This is a genomic window from Arthrobacter sp. Ha26, from assembly GCF_059091705.1.
Genome location: NZ_JBNHGX010000001.1, coordinates 119,571 through 136,505, shown reverse-complemented (window position 1 = coordinate 136,505; position 16,935 = coordinate 119,571). Strand labels below are relative to the sequence as shown.

The following is a 16,935-nucleotide window of genomic DNA, read 5'->3' as shown; positions in this document are numbered from 1 at the left end:
GGCACGATGGGAGGGTGAGTTTTTTTCTGGTCTTCCTCGCCGTGCTGCTGATCGGGGCCGTCCTGTGGGCGAGTGTCGGGGGCCGCGGGGGCAAGCAACGCGGCCGCACGCTGCCGTCCCTGCTCGACGCCGGCTTTGAGGAGCCGCCGGCCAACCTGCCGCCGGTCCTGCTGCCGCCCAATGCCGAATCCCGGGACGTGGACAGCATCCGCTTTTCCCTGGGCCTGCGGGGCTACCGGATGGACCAGGTGGACCAGGTACTCGATGAGCTGCGGGACCAGTTGGCTGCCAGCCGCCACCAGGTGGAGGTGCTGAAGGCACGGCTGGAGGCCCTTGAGCGTCTCGAACCTTCCCCTGCCCCTGAAGTGCGGGTGGAGAAGCAGGCGGAACTGCAGCCTGGACCGCGGGCGGACGCCGGCCCGGAGGTGCGCGTACCCGGCAGCAGGGAACCGGCCTCGGGGGAGGACCTGACGTGAGTACCGCCACCCGCCGCGGAACGGGAGTTGGGGCCTCCCTCCAGGCCCTGTTGCTCCGCTGCCGTTCCGCCGTCCAAGGCTGGCCATGGTGGCTGCAGGTGTCTGCCATCTATGTGGCCGCGCGGCTGGTCAGCGCCGGCATTTTTATGGCCGCGGCCCTCCACCAGGGACCCAACCCCTGGTTCCCACCCAAGCCCGACTACTGGAACTTCATCAACATCTGGGACGCCCGCTGGTATGCGAGGGTGATCGAGGGCGGCTACCCCGCCACCCTTCCGGTTGATGCCGCCGGCAACGTGCAGGAGAACACCTGGGCGTTCTATCCCTTGTTCCCGTCCCTGGCCGGCGGGCTCAGCAGGCTGTCGGGGTTCAGTCCCGCTGCTTCGCTGACCATCATCGCCATGCTGTCCGGCCTTGGCGCCGCCCTGCTGGCGTACGTGCTGTTCCGGCAGAAAGCCGCCCCTGGGACGGCTCTGTGGGCGGTGGCTTTCTTCGCCACGTTCCCGGTGTCCGCAGTGCTCCAGGTGCCCTACGCTGAACCGCTGTCATTGCTGTTGCTCGCGGCGGCGCTGCTGCTGGTGATCCGGCGGCAGTATTTATGGGCCATCCCGGTGGTGGTGCTGCTGTGCCTTTCACGGCCGGTTGGCGTTCCCTTCGCGGCCATGCTGGGGATCTTGTTGTTGATGCGCCTGGTGCAGCGTGTGCGCCGCAGCGAACCGGGGTTCCACACCAGGGCTGACCTTGCGTCACTCACCACGCTGACTGCGGTGGCCGGTGCCTCAGCCCTTGCCTGGCCCGCAGCTGCATGGGCGGCCACGGGGGATATCCAGGCCTATACAAAGACCGAAACCGTATGGCGCGGGGATGACCTTGTCCCCTTCAAGCCGTGGTTCGATACCGGCGTGGACCTCTTCGGCCCCGTGCTGGGAATCCTGGCGCCGTTCGTTTTCGTGGCCCTGTTCGCTGCGATGCTCTGCCTGCCCCCGGTGGTGCGTCTCGGCGTCGAACTCCGCCTGTGGTGTGCCTGCTATATGGGCTACCTGGTGGCATTCCTCCACCCGCAGACCAGTACTTTCCGTATGCTGCTCCCGCTTTTTCCGCTGGCGCTCGGAGCTGCACTGCTGTCCCGCTCCAGGGCCTACCGGGGGACGGTTGCGGTGATGTTCCTGCTGTTGCAGATCGTCTGGATCGTGTGGCTGTGGGCGTGGGCGCAGCTTCCCGGCGGCGGTGATTATCCGCCCTAGGTTTTTGGGCTTCCGTGCAGGTCAGGGTCCGAATTGTGCCCCACCGGAAATGTCCATCGATTAGCTACGCGCGGGTAATTCCGCGATAATGGAAGGTAAGCAAGGACAATAAGCATTCAGAATACGCGCGGCCCTGGCGGTGACCATCCACTCCGTCATGGCAGCTTGATCTACATGCGGACACAGCCCGCCCGGGCTGATCAGTCCTGGGACTAAATGGAGGGGAATTCCTCATGGCGGCTATGAAACCACGCACCGGCGACGGCCCAATGGAAGTCACCAAGGAGGGCCGCAGCCTGATCATGCGCGTCCCGCTCGAAGGCGGCGGGCGCCTGGTGGTCGAACTGAATGCTGCCGAAGCGGCCAACCTTCGGGAATGCCTGGTCGGCGTCACCGAATAATCGTGCGGGACAGGGTCCGCAGGCTGGAAAAGGCTGCGGACCCTGTCCTATTTTTTGACCGCTACCAGCAACCCGTCACCGGTGGGGAGCATGGCTGACGCCAGCCTCTCGTCGTCGCGGATGGTCTTGCCCACCTGGCGCAGCACCACGGTGGTAGCCTCGCGGCCGGCAGGGTTGGCTACCTTGTCCTTGTCCAGGGCATCGTTGAGGATCAGCAGCCCGGCAGGCTTCAGGAGCCTGATGGCCTGCTCCACATACCCCGGAAGCCCCGGCTTGTCAGCGTCGATGAACACCAGGTCATAGGCACCGTCAGTGAGGCGCGGCAGGACGTCGCCGGCACGTCCGGAGATGGTGCGGGTCCGGTTGGCGGGGCTTCCCGCCTCCGAGAATGCCTCACGGGCGGCTTTGAGATGCTCGACGTCCACATCAATGGTGGTGAGGACGGCCTGCGGACCCAGGCCGCGGAGCAGGCAGACGCCCGAGACGCCGGCGCCGGTTCCGATTTCGACGGCGGTCTGCGCCTTGGATGCCGCGGCCAGGACCGTCAGGACGGCTCCCACGCCGGGCCCGATGGGGGTTACGCCAAGTTCAAAGGAGCGCTCCCGGGCCCGAAGCATAACCTCGTCCTCAGCGGGCAGATCTTCTGCATAGGACCAGCTGCTGGACTTGTCGGCGCTCATGGATATTCGCTTTCTGGGCGGGAGGGGGAGTGTCCTCTACAGCCTACTGTGTCCGGTGCCGGCAACCCGGAAGGCGGGCTGTTGCGCCTACGGCTGAAGTCCTCCGGCAGTCAGGAAATTCCCAGCCAAATTTGAAATGATGAGTATCCGCTCATCCATAGGGTGGTCGGCGCCGAATCAGAGATGTCAACAGTATCCGGGCGTTAGCATTCCACGAGGGGAGTGGACGATGTCATCATCAGTCGTGGCACCTGTCCCTGCAGCAAATAATCCCGAGGCCGAGTGGGTCCGTCCCACTTGGGAAGAGGTGGTGACCAACCACTCCGCCAAGGTCTACCGCCTGGCGTACCGCCTGACAGGCAACAAGTTCGACGCCGAAGACCTTACCCAGGAGGTATTCGTCCGCGTCTTCCGGTCGCTGGAGAACTTCAAGCCCGGAACCCTTGACGGCTGGCTGCACCGCATCACCACCAACCTGTTCCTGGACCAGGCGCGCCGGAAAACCCGTATCCGCTTCGATGCCCTGGCCGAGGACGCCGAGTCGAGGATCCCCGGACGCGAACCCGGGCCGGAACAAAGCTTTGAGCTGAACAACCTGGACCTCGATGTCCAGGCAGCGCTTGAGGAACTCCCGCCGGACTTCCGGGCGGCCGTGGTCCTGTGCGACCTTGAAGGCCTGTCCTACGACGAAGTGGCCGAGGCCCTGGGCGTCAAGCTCGGTACGGTCCGTTCACGGATCCACCGGGGCCGGACCATGCTTCGCGAGAAGCTGGCCCACCGCGATCCGCGTCCGCAGCAGTCCCGGCCCAAGCTGTCGCTGCCGCGCATCGCCGGCATCCTCTGAACGGCGTATGAGTCACCAGTTTCCGCTCGGCCGCAGGCACCAGCGCACCGCCAGCCACATCCAGACGTGCCACGAATGCGCCTCCGCCATCCGCCGGGAACGCCAGTACCTGGAGCGGCTGCGGGAGGCCCCCATCCCGCCGGCAAGTGACGACCTGACTGCCCGTCTTCTGGCGAGGACCCAGGAGTTGGCGGCCGAGCCGCCGCTTTCAGAGAACCATCGCCAGGCGCCCCGGGCAGCGGTCCGGATTCTGGCGATGTCCGCCGGAAGCACTGTTGCAGCAGCGGGGGTTCTCGCGGCCGGCGCCTTCGCGGTTGCCGGCGACGCGGCCGGGACGGAGGGGTCGGCGGCAGGCGCAACCCTCTCGCATGTTTCCTCGCAGACGCCCGCCGACGGCAGGACACTGGGCCCCGAGCGCTTGGCGGCCCTGCGTTCGGAGGGCTGGGTTTGCCCGGAACTTCAGGCAATGGGATTCCACCTGGAGTCTGCCAAGGCTCTGGTGCTCGAGGGCGGGCCCGCCGTCGAACTGAAGCTTTCGGACGGGACGCATTATGCCACCGTGACCGAACGCCATACCGGGCCGGATACGGACCTGTCCTCTGAGGCGGGCGGGGAACGGTTGCAGGTCCTCACTTCCTCCCCCTGGGCTGCCACGTACCGGCTGCCGGGCCGGGCTTTCACCTACGAGTCCAACCTGCCCGCTGACCAGGCCGACGACGCCGTGCCTATCCTGCAAGGCCTCAGCGAGAGGGCAGCGGAAGGTGTTTTCGCGGAAGCCGTGAACGATCCGCCAACGCAGGGCGGAGAGCCGCCGGCAACCCGGCTGCAACGCGGACTGAATAAGATCGTGGCCCTTTTTACCCAGTAAAGCGGACAGTTTTCGCCGCCCCCGGACGGGAATCGTCACTGGCAGCCCGGAAAGGGTAATCTTCCTAAAGTGTTTGGAATCAACGGCCCGGAGTTCTTTCTTCTGCTGATCATTGGCGTGCTCGTGATCGGCCCCCAGCGGCTGCCCGAATACACGCAGAAACTGGCCAACCTGGTGAAGGAAGTGCGCCGGATGGCATCCGGTGCACGTGAACAGATCAAGGAAGAAGTGGGGATCGACATCGATGATGTCGACTGGAAGAAGTACGATCCCCGCCAGTACGATCCCCGGCGCATTATCAAGGAAGCGCTTCTGGACGACGACCCCAAGCCCGTCAGCTCCGGCGCGCCGGCCGCCGTTGCGGCTGTCGCCGGCGCGGCTGCCGTGGCTGGCGCGGATACCGCTGCTCCCCAGCGGCCCGTGCGCGTAGTGCAGTCTCTTCCGCCGGGCGAGGCCGCGCCCTACGATACGGAAGCCACCTAAGGGGCCAGCCCGGGAATCCTGGGCAGCCTGGTCAGCGCGGCTGCAGCCCCAGCTTCATTCCGGCCAGTCCGCGGGGCCTGGCAGCCAGCCGGCCGGCAATACCCGTAAGCGCCTCGGCTGCTGGAGTGCCTGCCTGTCCCAGGACGATCGGTGCCCCAGCGTCGCCGCCCTCCCGCAGCTTGATGTCCAGCGGGATCTGCCCCAGCAGCGGAACCTCTTCACCCACCGTCGCCGTCAAGCGCTCTGCCAGCACCATCCCGCCGCCGCTGCCGAACAAATCCATCCTGCCGCCGTCGGGCATTTCCAGGTAGGACATGTTCTCGATGACGCCGGCCACCTTCTGCCCGGTCTGGGTGGCGATGGCACCGGCCCGTTCAGCGACGTCCGCCGCGGCTGCCTGCGGGGTGGTGACCACCAGGATCTCAGCCTTGGGCAGCAGCTGGGCCACGGAGATCGCAATGTCTCCGGTGCCCGGCGGCAGGTCCAGGAACAGTGCGTCGAGGTCACCGAAGTACACGTCGGTCAGGAACTGCTCCAAGGCGCGGTGGAGCATGGGACCGCGCCAGGCCACCGGCTGGTTGCCGCTGACGAACATCCCGATGGAGATCACCTTGACGCCGTAGGCAACGGGCGGAAGGATCATGTCGTCCACCCGGGTGGGGGCCTGGGTGATCCCCATCAACGCCGGAACCGAGAAACCGTAGACGTCCGCATCCACGATTCCCACCCGCAGCCCCTGTGCCGCCAGGGCGCAGGCCAGGTTGACGGTCACGGAGGACTTTCCCACGCCGCCCTTGCCGCTGGCAACGGCGTAGACCTTCGTCAGGGAGTCGGGCTGGTTGAAGGGAATCCCGCGCTGGCCACCGGCGCCTCGGAGCAGCTCCTTGAGGGCGTCCCGCTGTTCCTGGGTCATCACCTTAAGCTCCACGTCGACGGCGGCCACTCCGGGAACTGCCAGCAGCGCCGTGGTGGCGTCGGCGGTGATGGTGTCCCGCAGCGGGCAGCCGGCGATGGTGAGCAGGACCGCGAGGGTGACCCGGCCGTCGTCGGAAATCCCCACCGACTCCACCATGCCCAGTTCGGTGATGGGACGGCGGAGTTCGGGATCGATGACCGTGGCCAGGGCGGAGTTGATTGCCTCGGCGGAGGGGCTGGCGGGAGGTGCGCTCAATTAACGTTCCTGGGTTGAATGGCCCGGTTTGAGCCGGGGAATCTGCTGGGTGCGGGGGTTCCGCTGCCGTTCGCGCTGTTCCTTGAGTTTTTCCCGCACCTTGTCGCGCGGGGATTCGTGCTGCCCCTGGCCGGCCGGATCGTGGGTCCGGAGCTCTTCCTGGGCTTCGAGCATGTCTTCCAGAAGCGAGCGCAACTCGGCGCGGACATAGTCACGGGTTGCGACTTCCCGCAGGGCGATACGCAGCGACGCGAGCTCCCGCGTCAGGTATTCAGTATCGGAAAGGTTGCGTTCGGCGCGCTGGCGGTCCTGCTGCAACGAGACGCGGTCGCGGTCGTCCTGGCGGTTCTGGGCCAGCAGCAGCAGGGGTGCCGCGTAAGACGCTTGCAATGACAGCATCAGGGTCAGCAGCGTGAAGCCGAGGTCCCGTGAGTCGAACTGCCATTCCAGCGGGGCCCAGGTGTTCCAGGCCAGCCAAATGACGACGAACACCGTCATGTAGACCAGGAATTGCGGAGTGCCCATAAACCGGGCAAAGCCCTCAGTGGCGTGGCCGAACGCGTCCGGGTCCGGTGAGAGCTTGGGCAGCATCCGCTGCCGGCCGCTCAGCGGCGTATCAAGGCTGCCCATCGAGGCCGGCTTGGAGGAGGGGCGCTGTCCGGGGTTCTTGGGAGCAGTGATGTCAGCCAATGCGGCCACCGAGCCTTCTTATCGGGGCTTCGCCATCGTGGGCGCGCCAGTCATCGGGCAACAGATGATCCAGTACGTCATCGACGGTCACCGCCCCCACAAGCCGGCCGGCGTCGTTGACCACCGGAAGGGAGTTCAGGTTGTAGGTAGCCAGGGTCCGCGCCACTTCACTGATGTGGGCCTGGTCGGACAACGGCTCCAGGTTCTTGTCCACGAGGTTGCCAAGCGATTCGAACGGCGGGAAGCGGAGGAGCTGCTGGATGTGCACCACGCCCAGGAACCGGCCGGTGGGCGTCTCCAACGGCGGCCTGGCGATGAATATGGAGGAGGCCAGGGCAGGGGAAAGTTCCTCCCGCCGCACATGGGCCAGCGCCTCGGCAACCGTGGCTTCGGGCGGCAGGATCACCGGAACAGGCGTCATCAGGCCGCCCGCGGTGTCTTCGTCGTATTCCAGGAGGCGCCGCACGTCCTCCGCGCCCTCGGGTTCCATCAGCTGGAGCAGCTCTTCGGCCTGGGCGGAGGGAAGCTCGCCGAGGAGGTCGGCGGCGTCGTCGGGGTCCATCTCCTCCAGCACGTCAGCGGCACGCTGGACGTCCAGGGCAGAGAGGATCTCCACCTGGTCATCCTCGGGAAGCTCCTGCAGGACGTCGGCCAGGCGTTCGTCCTGGAGCTCGCTGGCCACCTCGAAACGGCGTTTGTCGCTCATCTCCTGCAGCGCTTCGGCGAAGTCGGCGGGCTTGAGGTCCTCGTGGTTCGCAACGAACTGGGTTGCGGCCTGCGGCTCGGTGCGCGGGCCCTGCAGGGCGTCCGACCAGTCAATGATGAGGGTTTCGTTGCGGCGCAGGCGGCTCAGCGGGGAGAGGGAATGGCCGCGCCGGACAAAAAGCTTGCTGACGAACCAGTCGCGGGAGCGGCTCTGGTCCATGGCGATGTCCTCGATGGTGGCGTCGCCGCTGCCGTCCCGGAGCGTGACGCGGCGGTCGAACATTTCCGCCACCACCAGCGTTTCCGCGCCGCGCTGTTCAAAGCGGCGAAGGTTGACCAGGCCGGTGCAGATGATCTGCGTCTGGTCGATGGAGGTAATCCGTGTCATGGGCACAAAGACGCGCTTTTTTCCGGGAACTTCCACCACGATGCCCACCACGTGCGGGGCTCCCTGCGTCCCGCGGGACAGCACAACAACGTCACGCAACCGGCCCAGCCGGTCGCCCAAGGGGTCGAAGACGTCGAGTCCCAGCAGGCGCGCCACGAAGACGCGGGTAGGTGTTGTGCTCACTTGTACAGGCTACCGAGTCTGCTCTCTTTTAGCTGAATTTACAGGCAGCACACATGCATATGGGCAAGAATGGGACTATGGCAAACATATTTGGTGCTCCCAAGGCCGGCGGCCCCAACGGCATGGACGACGCCAGGGCCGTTCCCACCGGCGACACGGTTGGCTCCTACACCTCTTACCTGGACGCCCAGAAGGCGGTGGACTACCTCGCGGACCAGCAGTTCCCCGTACAGATGGTGTCCATCGTGGGGAACGAACTGAAGATGGTGGAGCGGGTTACGGGACGCCTGAGCTATCCCCGGGTTGCCCTGTCCGGCGCGCTCAGCGGTATGTGGTTTGGCCTGTTCGTGGGTGTCATGCTCTCCTTCTTTGCGCCGTCGCCGGGGTACTTCTCCATCCTGACGTCGGTGTTGATGGGTGCGGCGTTCTTTATGCTGTTCGGCATTGTCACCTATGCGATGCAGCGGGGAAAGCGCGACTTCACCTCCACCAGCCAGGTGGTGGCCACCAGCTACGACGTGATCGTCTCGCCCGAGGCCGCACACGAGGCCCGCAGGCTCCTGCAGCAGTTGCCCATGACGCGTTCGGATGCCGCCGCCGGCAACGGCCCCTACACACAGCGGGACTACCACAACCAGTCCTACCAGCAGCCGGGCCAGGGCCCTGCCCGCCCCTCCGGCTGGAACGATCCCTACGGCCAGTCACCAGCCAACTCCGGGCAGGAGGATACCGCTTATGGGGCGCCCGCCGGACAGCAGCCTGCCGGACAGCAGGCCGCTGGTCAGCAGCACGAAAGCGGCGCGCAGGAGGCGCCGCCCTCGCCGGCACGGGCGGTGCGTTACCCCGACCTGCCCGACGGCCGGCCCCAGTATGGCATCCGGCTGCCGCAGAACGGTCCCGACGCGGGTGCCCAGGCGGAGCAGCGCCCCATGGATGAGCAGCGCCCCACGGATGAGCAGCGCCCGTCGGGCGAACCGCGGCAGTAGCCCCTTCGCAGAAACCAAAAGCGGGGCCACCCGGAGGGATCTCCGGATGGCTCCGCTTTCGCTTTTCAACCGTTTTTAGTGTGTTTCCCCGGCTTCGCGGTAGATGCCCGCCATCCAGTTCTCCACGTCCTCAACCTTCCGTGGCAAGGCAGCGCTCAGGTTGACCGGACCTTCGGCCGTCATCAGGATGTCGTCCTCGATCCGCACGCCGATGCCGCGGTACTCCGCCGGGATGGCGAGGTCCTCCTCCTTGAAGTACAGGCCCGGTTCGATGGTGAAGACCATCCCTTCGGTCAGGATGCCGTCCAGGTAGAGGTCCCGCTTGGCCTGCGCGCAGTCGTGGACATCGAGGCCCAGGTGATGGCTGGTGCCGTGCGGCATCCACCGGCGGTGCTGCTGTCCTTCAGGGCTGATGGCCTCCTCCACACTGACCGGCAGGAGGCCCCACTCGGCCAGCCGCTCGGCAAGGACGGTAGTGGCGGCCGTGTGGATGTCGCGGAACCGGGTTCCCGGCTGGGCCGCGGCGAATCCGGCGTCCGCGGCATCCAGGACAGCTTCATATACCTTGCGCTGGATGTCACTGAACACCCCGGTGGCGGGCAGGGTCCGGGTGATGTCCGCCGTGTACAGAGAGTCGGCTTCCACTCCGGCGTCCAGCAGCAGAAGCTCGCCGGCGTTGATCCTGCCCGTGTTGCGCGTCCAGTGCAGGACGGTGGCGTTGTTGCCTGAAGCTGCGATGGTGTCATAACCCAGTTCATTGCCCACTTCGCGGGCGCGGGCGAAGAATGCGCCCTCCACCACCCGTTCGCCGCGGGCGTGTGTCAGCGCGCGCGGGAGGGCCTTCACTACCTCTTCGAACCCCTCCACCGTGGCGGCGACGGCCTGTTGCATCTGCTCGATCTCCCACGCATCCTTGAGCAGGCGCAGCTCCGAGAGGGCTTCGCTGAGCTTCTCGTCCAGGGCATCGAAGACGCCGAGGTCCAGGTTGTCCGGGTCCTTGGCGGTGTTGTACCGGGCCGTGTCCACCAGGGCGTCGATGTTCTCGTCCACCTTGCGGACCAGGCGGATGGAGATGCCCCCGATCTCGGGCGCACCCACGTCCTTGGTGATGGCGGTTTCGAGCTGATCAATGTGTGCCGTGGGCAGGCCCAGGCGGGCCTCGAATTCGGCCAGCGTGGGGCGCGCGCCGATCCAGAACTCCCCGGACCTGGAATCAGCGTAGAACTGTTCCGTGTCCCGCCCGGCCAGGGGCCGGAAGTACAGCGTGGCACGGTGGTTCCCGCCGTCGTCGCCCTTTCCCTCCTCCACCGGCTCGAGGATCAGGACGGCGTCCGGCTCGTGGTCAAGGCCGAGCCCGGTGAGGTGGGCGAAGCCCGAGTAGGGGCGGAAACGGTAGTCGCAGTCGTTGGAGCGGACCTTCAATGGCCCGGCGGGGATGACCAGGCGTTCACCTTTGAACAGGCCTGAGATGGCCTTGCGCCGGGTCGCGGCGTAATCGGCCACCGCGTCGCGCGGGGGGAGCGCCTGGTTCGCGGGCGCCCAGTTGCTGGCCATAAAGGCTTTGAAGGCGTCGGAACTGGGCCGCTGGGAGCGGTTGTTGACGCGCTCTTCCAGGGGCTGGGAAGCAGAATCGGGGGTGTTATCGGCAACGTTCACGGCACCATCGTCTCACCAGCATGAAGCCTTGTGCGAATACCTGCATGAACGGGGGATGCGCTGTCTACTAGGCTGGGAAGGTGAGGATTGACCTGCATGCCCACTCCAACGTTTCCGACGGTACGGAAAAACCTGCCGACGTGATGGCATCCGCTGCCCGCGCCGGGCTGGACGTGGTGGCGCTGACCGACCATGATTCCACTTCGGGCTGGGCGGAGGCAGCCGCTGCAGCGGTGGAGCATGGTGTCGCCCTGGTGCCCGGGATGGAGGTTTCGTGCCGAACGGAGCAGGGGATCAGTGTCCACCTTTTGAGTTACCTGCATGATCCCGAACATTCGGGGCTGCTGGAGGAAATCACCAAGGCCAAGGATGCCCGGCTGACCCGCGCGGAGCGGATGGTCACCCTGCTGGCGGAGGATTACCCGCTCACCTGGGACGACGTCATCCACCACGTGGCACCCGGCGCCACGCTGGGCCGCCCGCACATTGCCGATGCCCTGGTGGCGGCCGGTGTGGTGGAGGACCGATCCGAGGCGTTTTCCTCCATCCTCACCTCCCGGTCCCGCTACTTCATCCAGCATTACGCACCGGACCCTGCCACCGCCGTGGAACTCGTCCGCGCCGCCGGAGGCGTCCCGGTGTTTGCCCACCCCGTGGCCTCGTCCCGGGGCCGGATCGTGGGCGAGCGCGTCTACCAGGAGATGATCGACGCCGGGCTGGCCGGGTTGGAGGTCAACCACCGCGACAACCCGGAGGAAGGCCGCGGGTTCCTGCGCCGGCTCGCCGCGAAGCATGACCTGCTGATCACCGGGTCCTCGGACTACCACGGGACGGGCAAACCGAACCTGCTCGGCGAGAATGTCACCGCGCCTGAAGTCCTGGCCCGGATCGAGGAACTCGGAACCGGGACCGCCGTCGTCCGCCCCTGACCCCGCCCTCCCAGTCAGTTAACTGGGTAGGACGTGAACTCGGCGTGGGCACCCAGCCGCTTGGCCATGATGTCGATGGCAGGCTGGTTCTGGTCCACGCACACAAACTTCCGCCCGAGCTTGGCCGAGACGGCGCCCAAGGTGCCTGAGCCGGCGAAGAAGTCCAGGCACCAGTCGCCCGGCCGGCTTGAGGCTGCCACCACACGGCGGACCAGGCCCTCCGGCTTCTGCGTGGGATAGCCGGTTTTTTCCTTGCCGGTGGGGGAGACGATGGTGTGCCACCAGACATCGGTGGGAAGCTTTCCCAGTTCGCGTTTGGCCGGGGTCACCAGACCGGGCGCCATGTAGGGCTCACGGTCCACCTCTGCACTGTCGAAATGGTACTTTGCCGGGTTCTTGACGTACACGAGGATGTTGTCGTGTTTGGTGGGCCACCGGTTCTTTGCGCGGGCCCCGTAATCGTACGCCCAGATGATCTCGTTCAAGAAGCACTCGCGGCCGAAGATGGAATCCAGCATCACCTTGGCATAGTGCACCTCACGGTAGTCCAGGTGCAGGTACAGCGTGCCGTCCTCGGCCAGCAGCCGCCACGCCTCAACGAGCCGCGGCTCAAGGAAGGACCAGTAATCGCTGAACGCGTCGTCGTAGCGGTGCAGCGCGCCCTTGATGGTGTCGTAGGAGCGCCCCTTGAAACCGAGGCGGTCGCCGGTACCTTCCGCGTTGGCCACCATGGTGGTCTGTTGGCGCTGCTGTGGACGGCCGGTATTGAACGGCGGATCCACGTAGATCAGGGTGAAGGCGCCGTCCGGCAGCGTGGGGAGGAACTCCGCGTTGTCCGCGTGAACCACCAGGCTGCTGCCGTCCGGCGCCCAGGCAGGGTCAGTCATGAAGGGTGTTAGGCCTCGGTGCTGCCGGGCTGAGCGGCAGATTCGCCGCCGGCCACTACCTCGCCGTTGCGGCGGCGGGTGCGGGTGCGCGGCCGGCGGGTGCGTGAGGGCTGCTCCGTTTCGGTCGCGGCAGGGGCCTCACCGGCAGCGGCGGGGCCTGCAGCTGCGTCAGGTGTACGACGGCGGCGCTCACCGGTGCGGCCGGCGTTACCGCCGCTGCGTCCGCCGTCGCGGTTTCCGCCACGGCTTTCGCGGCCGCGGCCGTCACCCTCACGGGAGCGGCCTGCGTCACGGCTGCCGCGGGCGTTCTTCTTGCCGGTTTCCCCCAGGTCCTCAAGTACCTCGGCGTCAACCCCGGCCAAGGTGCGCTTGTCGCGCGGCAGGCGTCCCTTGGTTCCCTCGGGGATGTCGAGGTCTTCGTAGAGGTGCGGAGAGGACGAGTATGTCTCCACCGGCTCGGGCACGCTCAGGCCCAACGCCTTGTTGATCAGGCCCCAGCGCGGCATGTCATCCCAATCCACGAATGTGACTGCGGTGCCCTTGTTCCCGGCGCGGCCGGTGCGGCCCACGCGGTGCAGGTAGATCTTCTCGTCTTCGACGCACTGGTAGTTGATGACGTGGGTGACATCTTCAACGTCGATGCCGCGGGCGGCCACGTCCGTTGCCACGAGGACGTCCACCTTGTTGTTGCGGAAGGCCCGAAGTGCCTGCTCGCGGGCGCCCTGGCCGAGGTCGCCGTGAATGGCGGCTGCCGCGAAGCCGCGGTCCACCAGTTCCTCCGCAACCTTGGCGGCAGTGCGCTTGGTCTTGGTGAAGATGATGGTGCGTCCGCGGCCCTTGGCCTGCAGGATGCGCGCCACCACCTCGATCTTGTCCATGCTGTGGGCACGGTAGATCAGCTGGCGGATGTCGCGCTTGGTCAGGCCCTCATCCTCGGGGTCCGCGGCCCGGATGTGCGTGGGCTGGGTCATGTAGCGGCGCGCCATGGCGATGACGGGTCCGGGCATGGTGGCGGAGAAGAGCAGGGTCTGGCGCACGGCAGGCGTGGCCGCAATGAGGGTCTCGACGTCGGGCAGGAACCCGAGGTCCAGCATCTCATCGGCCTCGTCCAGGATGACGATCTTGACATTCTTCAGGCTCAGGTGCTTTTGCTTGAAGAGGTCGATGAGACGGCCCGGGGTGCCCACCACCACCTCGACGCCGTTCTTCAGCGCTTCCACCTGCGGCTCATAGGCCCGGCCGCCATAGATTGTGGCGATACGGGCGTTGCGCTTCCGCGACGCGGTCTGCAGGTCATTGGCCACCTGCACCGCGAGTTCGCGGGTGGGAACGATAACCAGGGCCTGCGGGGCACCGGGGACGGCGAGCTTTTCGTAGCCGGGATCGTCCTGGCCCACCACGCGCTGGAGGGCGGGGATGCCGAATCCGAGGGTTTTACCGGTACCGGTCTTGGCCTGGCCGATGATGTCGTGGCCGGACAGGGCCACCGGAAGGGTCATTGCCTGGATGGGGAAGGGGTGGGTGATGCCGGCGTCGGCCAGGGACTCAACGATATCGGCGCGCACGTTGTAGTCGGCGAAGGACTTTTCCGCGATCTCATGCGGCTTCTCGTCCGAGATGATGGTCTCTTCCGGCTCGAGGGTTTCGGTGCCGGACTCGTCGGTCAGAAGTTGGTGGGTATGCAATTCACTCACTGGTGAGTTTCCTTATTCATTTGGGCGTTGGCGCTGCCTGCTCAACGGGTCTGCCGTAAGGCTGTTCCGGAGCACGCTCGGGCGCGCAAGCAATTCCAGTGGAAGCCGATCGCGGGCTATCTAAATGCTGGCACTGGTGACCAGCGGGTACATCTCAAGATCGCGTAGGGGCGGGCTTGTTGGTTTCAAATCAAGGAAATCAACGACCGGGCATCCATTTCTACTTCTTCAGTCTAGCCGCAGGAAGCCCAAATACCGGCTTTCGCCCTTCCACCGGCCCTCGGCGCCGCTACTGGACCAGCTCGAAATGGACTTCCCGCGTTGCGATATCCGAGGAGAGCAGGCGGACCCGGACCTTGGTTCCGGACTCGAGTTCGCCGGCGCAGCGGGCGGTGACGGCGGGGTCCGCGATCTGGATGGTCCCCCAACCGCCGTTCCCGTTGCCGTTGCCGTTCTTTCCGTTGCCGTTCCCGTTCTTCCCGTTGTCCTTCTGGGGCTTGGACCCGGAAATAACGATCGCGTCGAACTCCTGGCCAATATGGTTGACCAGCAGGGCGGCCTCCACCGTGTCCAGCGCCATGCGCTCCATGCGCGAGGCCAGCTGATCGGATCCGGCCATGATCTCCGGCAATGTTGGCAGGGCTTCCCGTGCCCACTCCGGCACGTTCCCACCGTTGCTTAAGGCCTCGCAGATGACCAGGACAAAGCGGTCCACAAGGCGGCGCAGCGGGGCAGTGGTGTGCGCATAGGCGGCGCCGATGGCCGACTGGACAGCCGCCTCCGGCACGGATCCGTCAAAAGCTGTGTAGGCGGCACCGCGGAACAGCATGCCGGCCGAGTGCATGATGGCCAGCTGACGGGGATCGGTAGGGTCCAGGCTTCGCAGGTATTCGCCGTAGCTGACTTCTCCGTCCCATGGCTTGCCCAGGGCTTCGGTCTGAAGCCGGAAATGGTTAAGGGAGCGATCATCCGGGAACGGCATGGTGCGCAGGATACCCACCTGGCCCGTGAGCATGAGCCGGGCCGCGGCCATTCCGGTCATCAGGGATATCTGCGCGTTCCAGTCCTCCACCGGCAGCTGCGGGGCGGCGGCAATCCGGTAGCCGCCGTCGGGAAGCTGGACGATCTCCTGGTCAGGCATGTTCAAGCTGGCGCCGCCGCGGGCCCGCTCCAGCTCCACGCGCTTTATCCCCACCTCCTTCAGGAGCCGCAGTACCGGCGAGGCAGTGCCGGTGTCGAGATCCGCCTGGGCGCCCTTGTAGCTGAGCTTTGCGCGGCTGCGCATCCGGGCCCGCCTGACACCGACGGCCGTGATTTCGGCGGCGTTGTCGAGGCGGAAATCCCAGACGAACGCCGAGCAGTCCTGGCCAGGAAGGAGGCTGCCGGCCTGTTCACTGATGATTTCCGGGTGCAGGGGGATCCGGCCGTCGGGGGCGTAGAACGTTTGTCCGCGGCGCCGGGTCTCCGCGTCCAACGGGCCCCCGGGGGTCACGAACGCGGGCACATCGGCGATGGCGTACAGCACGTGGTACCCGTCGCCGTCGGGCTCGATGAACAGGGCCTGGTCCAGGTCCGTGGAGGACGCCGGATCGATGGTGATGAACTCGACGGCGGTCAGATCGTAGGCGGGCAGCTGCAGCGATTCCACGGCTGCTTTGGCGTCGGCAACAGCAGCATCGGGGTAGGCGCCGGGCAGCTCCAGTTCGGTCCGCAGCGCACCGAGCGCCGCCTCGAGCGCGTTGTTGTGCTCGTGGACGTTGGGAGCCAGCCGATGGTGTGACACGAAAGCCAGCCTAGCCCGAATTCCGGCGATATTGCAGGGACCGGGCCCGTGCGGGGCGGCGTTAAACGCGCCAGGAAAGGCAAGGCAACCGGCGCCGGCACGCCGGAGTGTTAACGGCGCGAATGATCAGGAACGGCGGGCGTCCAAAGCGGCGAGGAGTGATGCAGCGGCAGCAGCAGGATCGTCCGCCTCGGTGATGGCCCGGACCACCACGATCCTTCGGGCACCCGCTTCCACTACCTGCTCCACGTTGCCGTGGTCAATGCCGCCAATCGCAAACCAGGGGACTCCGCCGTCGGACGGTCCGTCCTGCCCGGCTGTCCGGGACGCTTCCGCTGCATATTTCACCAGGTCGAGCCCCACGGCCGCCCGGCCCGGCTTGGTGGGCGTTGCCCATACCGGGCCGACACAGAAGTAATCCAGCCCCGCCGGGCCGGCTGCGGCAGCAAGGGCGGCGGCCACCTGCTCCGGGGCATGGCTGGACAGGCCGATGGCCGCATTGCCGTTAAGCAAGGTGCGGGCAGCCGCCAGGGGAAGGTCCTTCTGGCCGATATGGAACACGGGCGCACCGGACAGCACGGCGATATCGGCCCGGTCATTGACCGCCCACAGGCGCCCGTGCCGCTCCGCCGTTTCCTTCAGCACGGCCAGGAGTTCCAGCTCTTCGGCGGCCTCGATGGTTTTGTCCCGGAGCTGGATGATGTCCACACCACCGGTGAAGGCAGCATCCACGAACTGCCCGAAATCCCCGCGGTCCTTCCGGGCATCCGTGCAGAGGTACAGGCGCGCGGTGCTGAGGCCGTTGCTGATTTTGGTGGTGCTGAGGACATCGGTGCCGGCGGCTGGAGTGTGGGACACATTCATGGG

At 66.3% G+C, this 16,935-nt stretch carries 17 protein-coding genes; 8 read left to right on the top strand and 9 right to left on the bottom strand.

The genetic code is table 11. The annotated features are described in order from the left end of the window. Window positions 1-14: 14 nt before the first annotated feature. The 3 genes from AC5RVY_RS00590 to AC5RVY_RS00580 all read left to right on the top strand — a co-directional run bounded on the left by AC5RVY_RS00590 (window position 15) and on the right by AC5RVY_RS00580 (window position 2,121). Entirely contained in the window at window positions 15-476 is a 462-nt protein-coding gene (locus tag AC5RVY_RS00590) for a DivIVA domain-containing protein (RefSeq protein ID WP_493952784.1), read from the top strand. Further along, on the top strand, window positions 473-1,720 hold the full coding sequence (locus AC5RVY_RS00585) for a hypothetical protein (protein ID WP_493952783.1): 1,248 nt from the start codon (window positions 473-475) through the stop codon (window positions 1,718-1,720). Before AC5RVY_RS00590 ends, AC5RVY_RS00585 begins: the two co-directional genes overlap by 4 nt. 233 nt (window positions 1,721-1,953) lie before the next feature. Then, complete coding sequence (locus AC5RVY_RS00580; protein WP_083435355.1) at window positions 1,954-2,121, top strand: DUF3117 domain-containing protein; 168 nt, start codon at window positions 1,954-1,956, stop codon at window positions 2,119-2,121. A 47-nt stretch (window positions 2,122-2,168) separates the two neighbouring features. Here AC5RVY_RS00580 and AC5RVY_RS00575 read toward each other — a convergent pair whose 3' ends face one another. Beyond that, window positions 2,169-2,801, bottom strand: a complete 633-nt coding sequence (locus AC5RVY_RS00575) for an O-methyltransferase (RefSeq protein WP_493952782.1) — start codon at window positions 2,799-2,801, stop codon at window positions 2,169-2,171. Between the two features lie 229 nt (window positions 2,802-3,030). On the opposite strand from AC5RVY_RS00575, the gene sigE reads away from it, so the two are divergent. From sigE to AC5RVY_RS00560, 3 genes are all read left to right on the top strand, one after another. Next, on the top strand, window positions 3,031-3,645 hold the full coding sequence (sigE, locus tag AC5RVY_RS00570) for an RNA polymerase sigma factor SigE (protein ID WP_493952781.1): 615 nt from the start codon (window positions 3,031-3,033) through the stop codon (window positions 3,643-3,645). A gap of 7 nt (window positions 3,646-3,652) precedes the next feature. Further along, a complete protein-coding gene (locus AC5RVY_RS00565) occupies window positions 3,653-4,513 on the top strand; it encodes an anti-sigma factor (RefSeq protein WP_493952780.1) in 861 nt (286 codons plus the stop codon). Between the two features lie 69 nt (window positions 4,514-4,582). Then, entirely contained in the window at window positions 4,583-4,996 is a 414-nt protein-coding gene (locus AC5RVY_RS00560; protein WP_493952779.1) for a twin-arginine translocase TatA/TatE family subunit, read from the top strand. A gap of 31 nt (window positions 4,997-5,027) precedes the next feature. On the opposite strand, the gene AC5RVY_RS00555 is transcribed toward AC5RVY_RS00560, so the two are convergent. Genes AC5RVY_RS00555 through AC5RVY_RS00545 form a run of 3 tightly spaced genes read right to left on the bottom strand, consistent with a single transcriptional unit; the run spans window position 5,028 to window position 8,133 of the window. Beyond that, window positions 5,028-6,167, bottom strand: a complete 1,140-nt coding sequence (locus tag AC5RVY_RS00555; RefSeq protein WP_493952778.1) for an Mrp/NBP35 family ATP-binding protein — start codon at window positions 6,165-6,167, stop codon at window positions 5,028-5,030. Next, complete coding sequence (locus AC5RVY_RS00550) at window positions 6,168-6,866, bottom strand: DUF1003 domain-containing protein (RefSeq protein ID WP_493952777.1); 699 nt, start codon at window positions 6,864-6,866, stop codon at window positions 6,168-6,170. Next, window positions 6,850-8,133 carry a magnesium transporter MgtE N-terminal domain-containing protein gene (locus AC5RVY_RS00545; protein WP_493952776.1) on the bottom strand — a complete coding sequence of 428 codons (1,284 nt, stop codon included), beginning with the start codon at window positions 8,131-8,133 and terminating at the stop codon, window positions 6,850-6,852. Before AC5RVY_RS00545 ends, AC5RVY_RS00550 begins: the two co-directional genes overlap by 17 nt. A gap of 77 nt (window positions 8,134-8,210) precedes the next feature. Between AC5RVY_RS00545 and AC5RVY_RS00540 the strand changes: the two genes are divergently transcribed. Beyond that, window positions 8,211-9,119: a YflT domain-containing protein gene (locus AC5RVY_RS00540; RefSeq protein WP_493952775.1), complete on the top strand. Its 909-nt coding sequence runs from the start codon at window positions 8,211-8,213 to the stop codon at window positions 9,117-9,119. A 75-nt stretch (window positions 9,120-9,194) separates the two neighbouring features. Here the strand turns inward: AC5RVY_RS00540 and AC5RVY_RS00535 are convergent, their stop codons facing one another. Beyond that, window positions 9,195-10,775 (bottom strand): aminopeptidase P family protein, encoded by a 1,581-nt coding sequence (locus tag AC5RVY_RS00535; RefSeq protein WP_493952774.1) that lies wholly within the window; start codon window positions 10,773-10,775, stop codon window positions 9,195-9,197. An 80-nt stretch (window positions 10,776-10,855) separates the two neighbouring features. Between AC5RVY_RS00535 and AC5RVY_RS00530 the strand changes: the two genes are divergently transcribed. Beyond that, window positions 10,856-11,704, top strand: coding sequence for a PHP domain-containing protein (locus AC5RVY_RS00530; RefSeq protein ID WP_493952773.1), 849 nt, complete (start codon window positions 10,856-10,858; stop codon window positions 11,702-11,704). Window positions 11,705-11,718: 14 nt separating this feature from the next. On the opposite strand, the gene AC5RVY_RS00525 is transcribed toward AC5RVY_RS00530, so the two are convergent. The 4 genes from AC5RVY_RS00525 to thiE all read right to left on the bottom strand — a co-directional run bounded on the left by AC5RVY_RS00525 (window position 11,719) and on the right by thiE (window position 16,932). After that, window positions 11,719-12,591 (bottom strand): DNA-methyltransferase, encoded by an 873-nt coding sequence (locus AC5RVY_RS00525; protein WP_493952772.1) that lies wholly within the window; start codon window positions 12,589-12,591, stop codon window positions 11,719-11,721. Between the two features lie 8 nt (window positions 12,592-12,599). Then, complete coding sequence (locus tag AC5RVY_RS00520) at window positions 12,600-14,285, bottom strand: DEAD/DEAH box helicase (RefSeq protein ID WP_493952771.1); 1,686 nt, start codon at window positions 14,283-14,285, stop codon at window positions 12,600-12,602. 289 nt (window positions 14,286-14,574) lie between these two features. Beyond that, complete coding sequence (locus AC5RVY_RS00515) at window positions 14,575-16,068, bottom strand: RNB domain-containing ribonuclease (RefSeq protein WP_493952770.1); 1,494 nt, start codon at window positions 16,066-16,068, stop codon at window positions 14,575-14,577. A gap of 126 nt (window positions 16,069-16,194) precedes the next feature. After that, window positions 16,195-16,932: a thiamine phosphate synthase gene (gene thiE, locus AC5RVY_RS00510; protein WP_493952769.1), complete on the bottom strand. Its 738-nt coding sequence runs from the start codon at window positions 16,930-16,932 to the stop codon at window positions 16,195-16,197. Window positions 16,933-16,935: the final 3 nt, after the last annotated feature.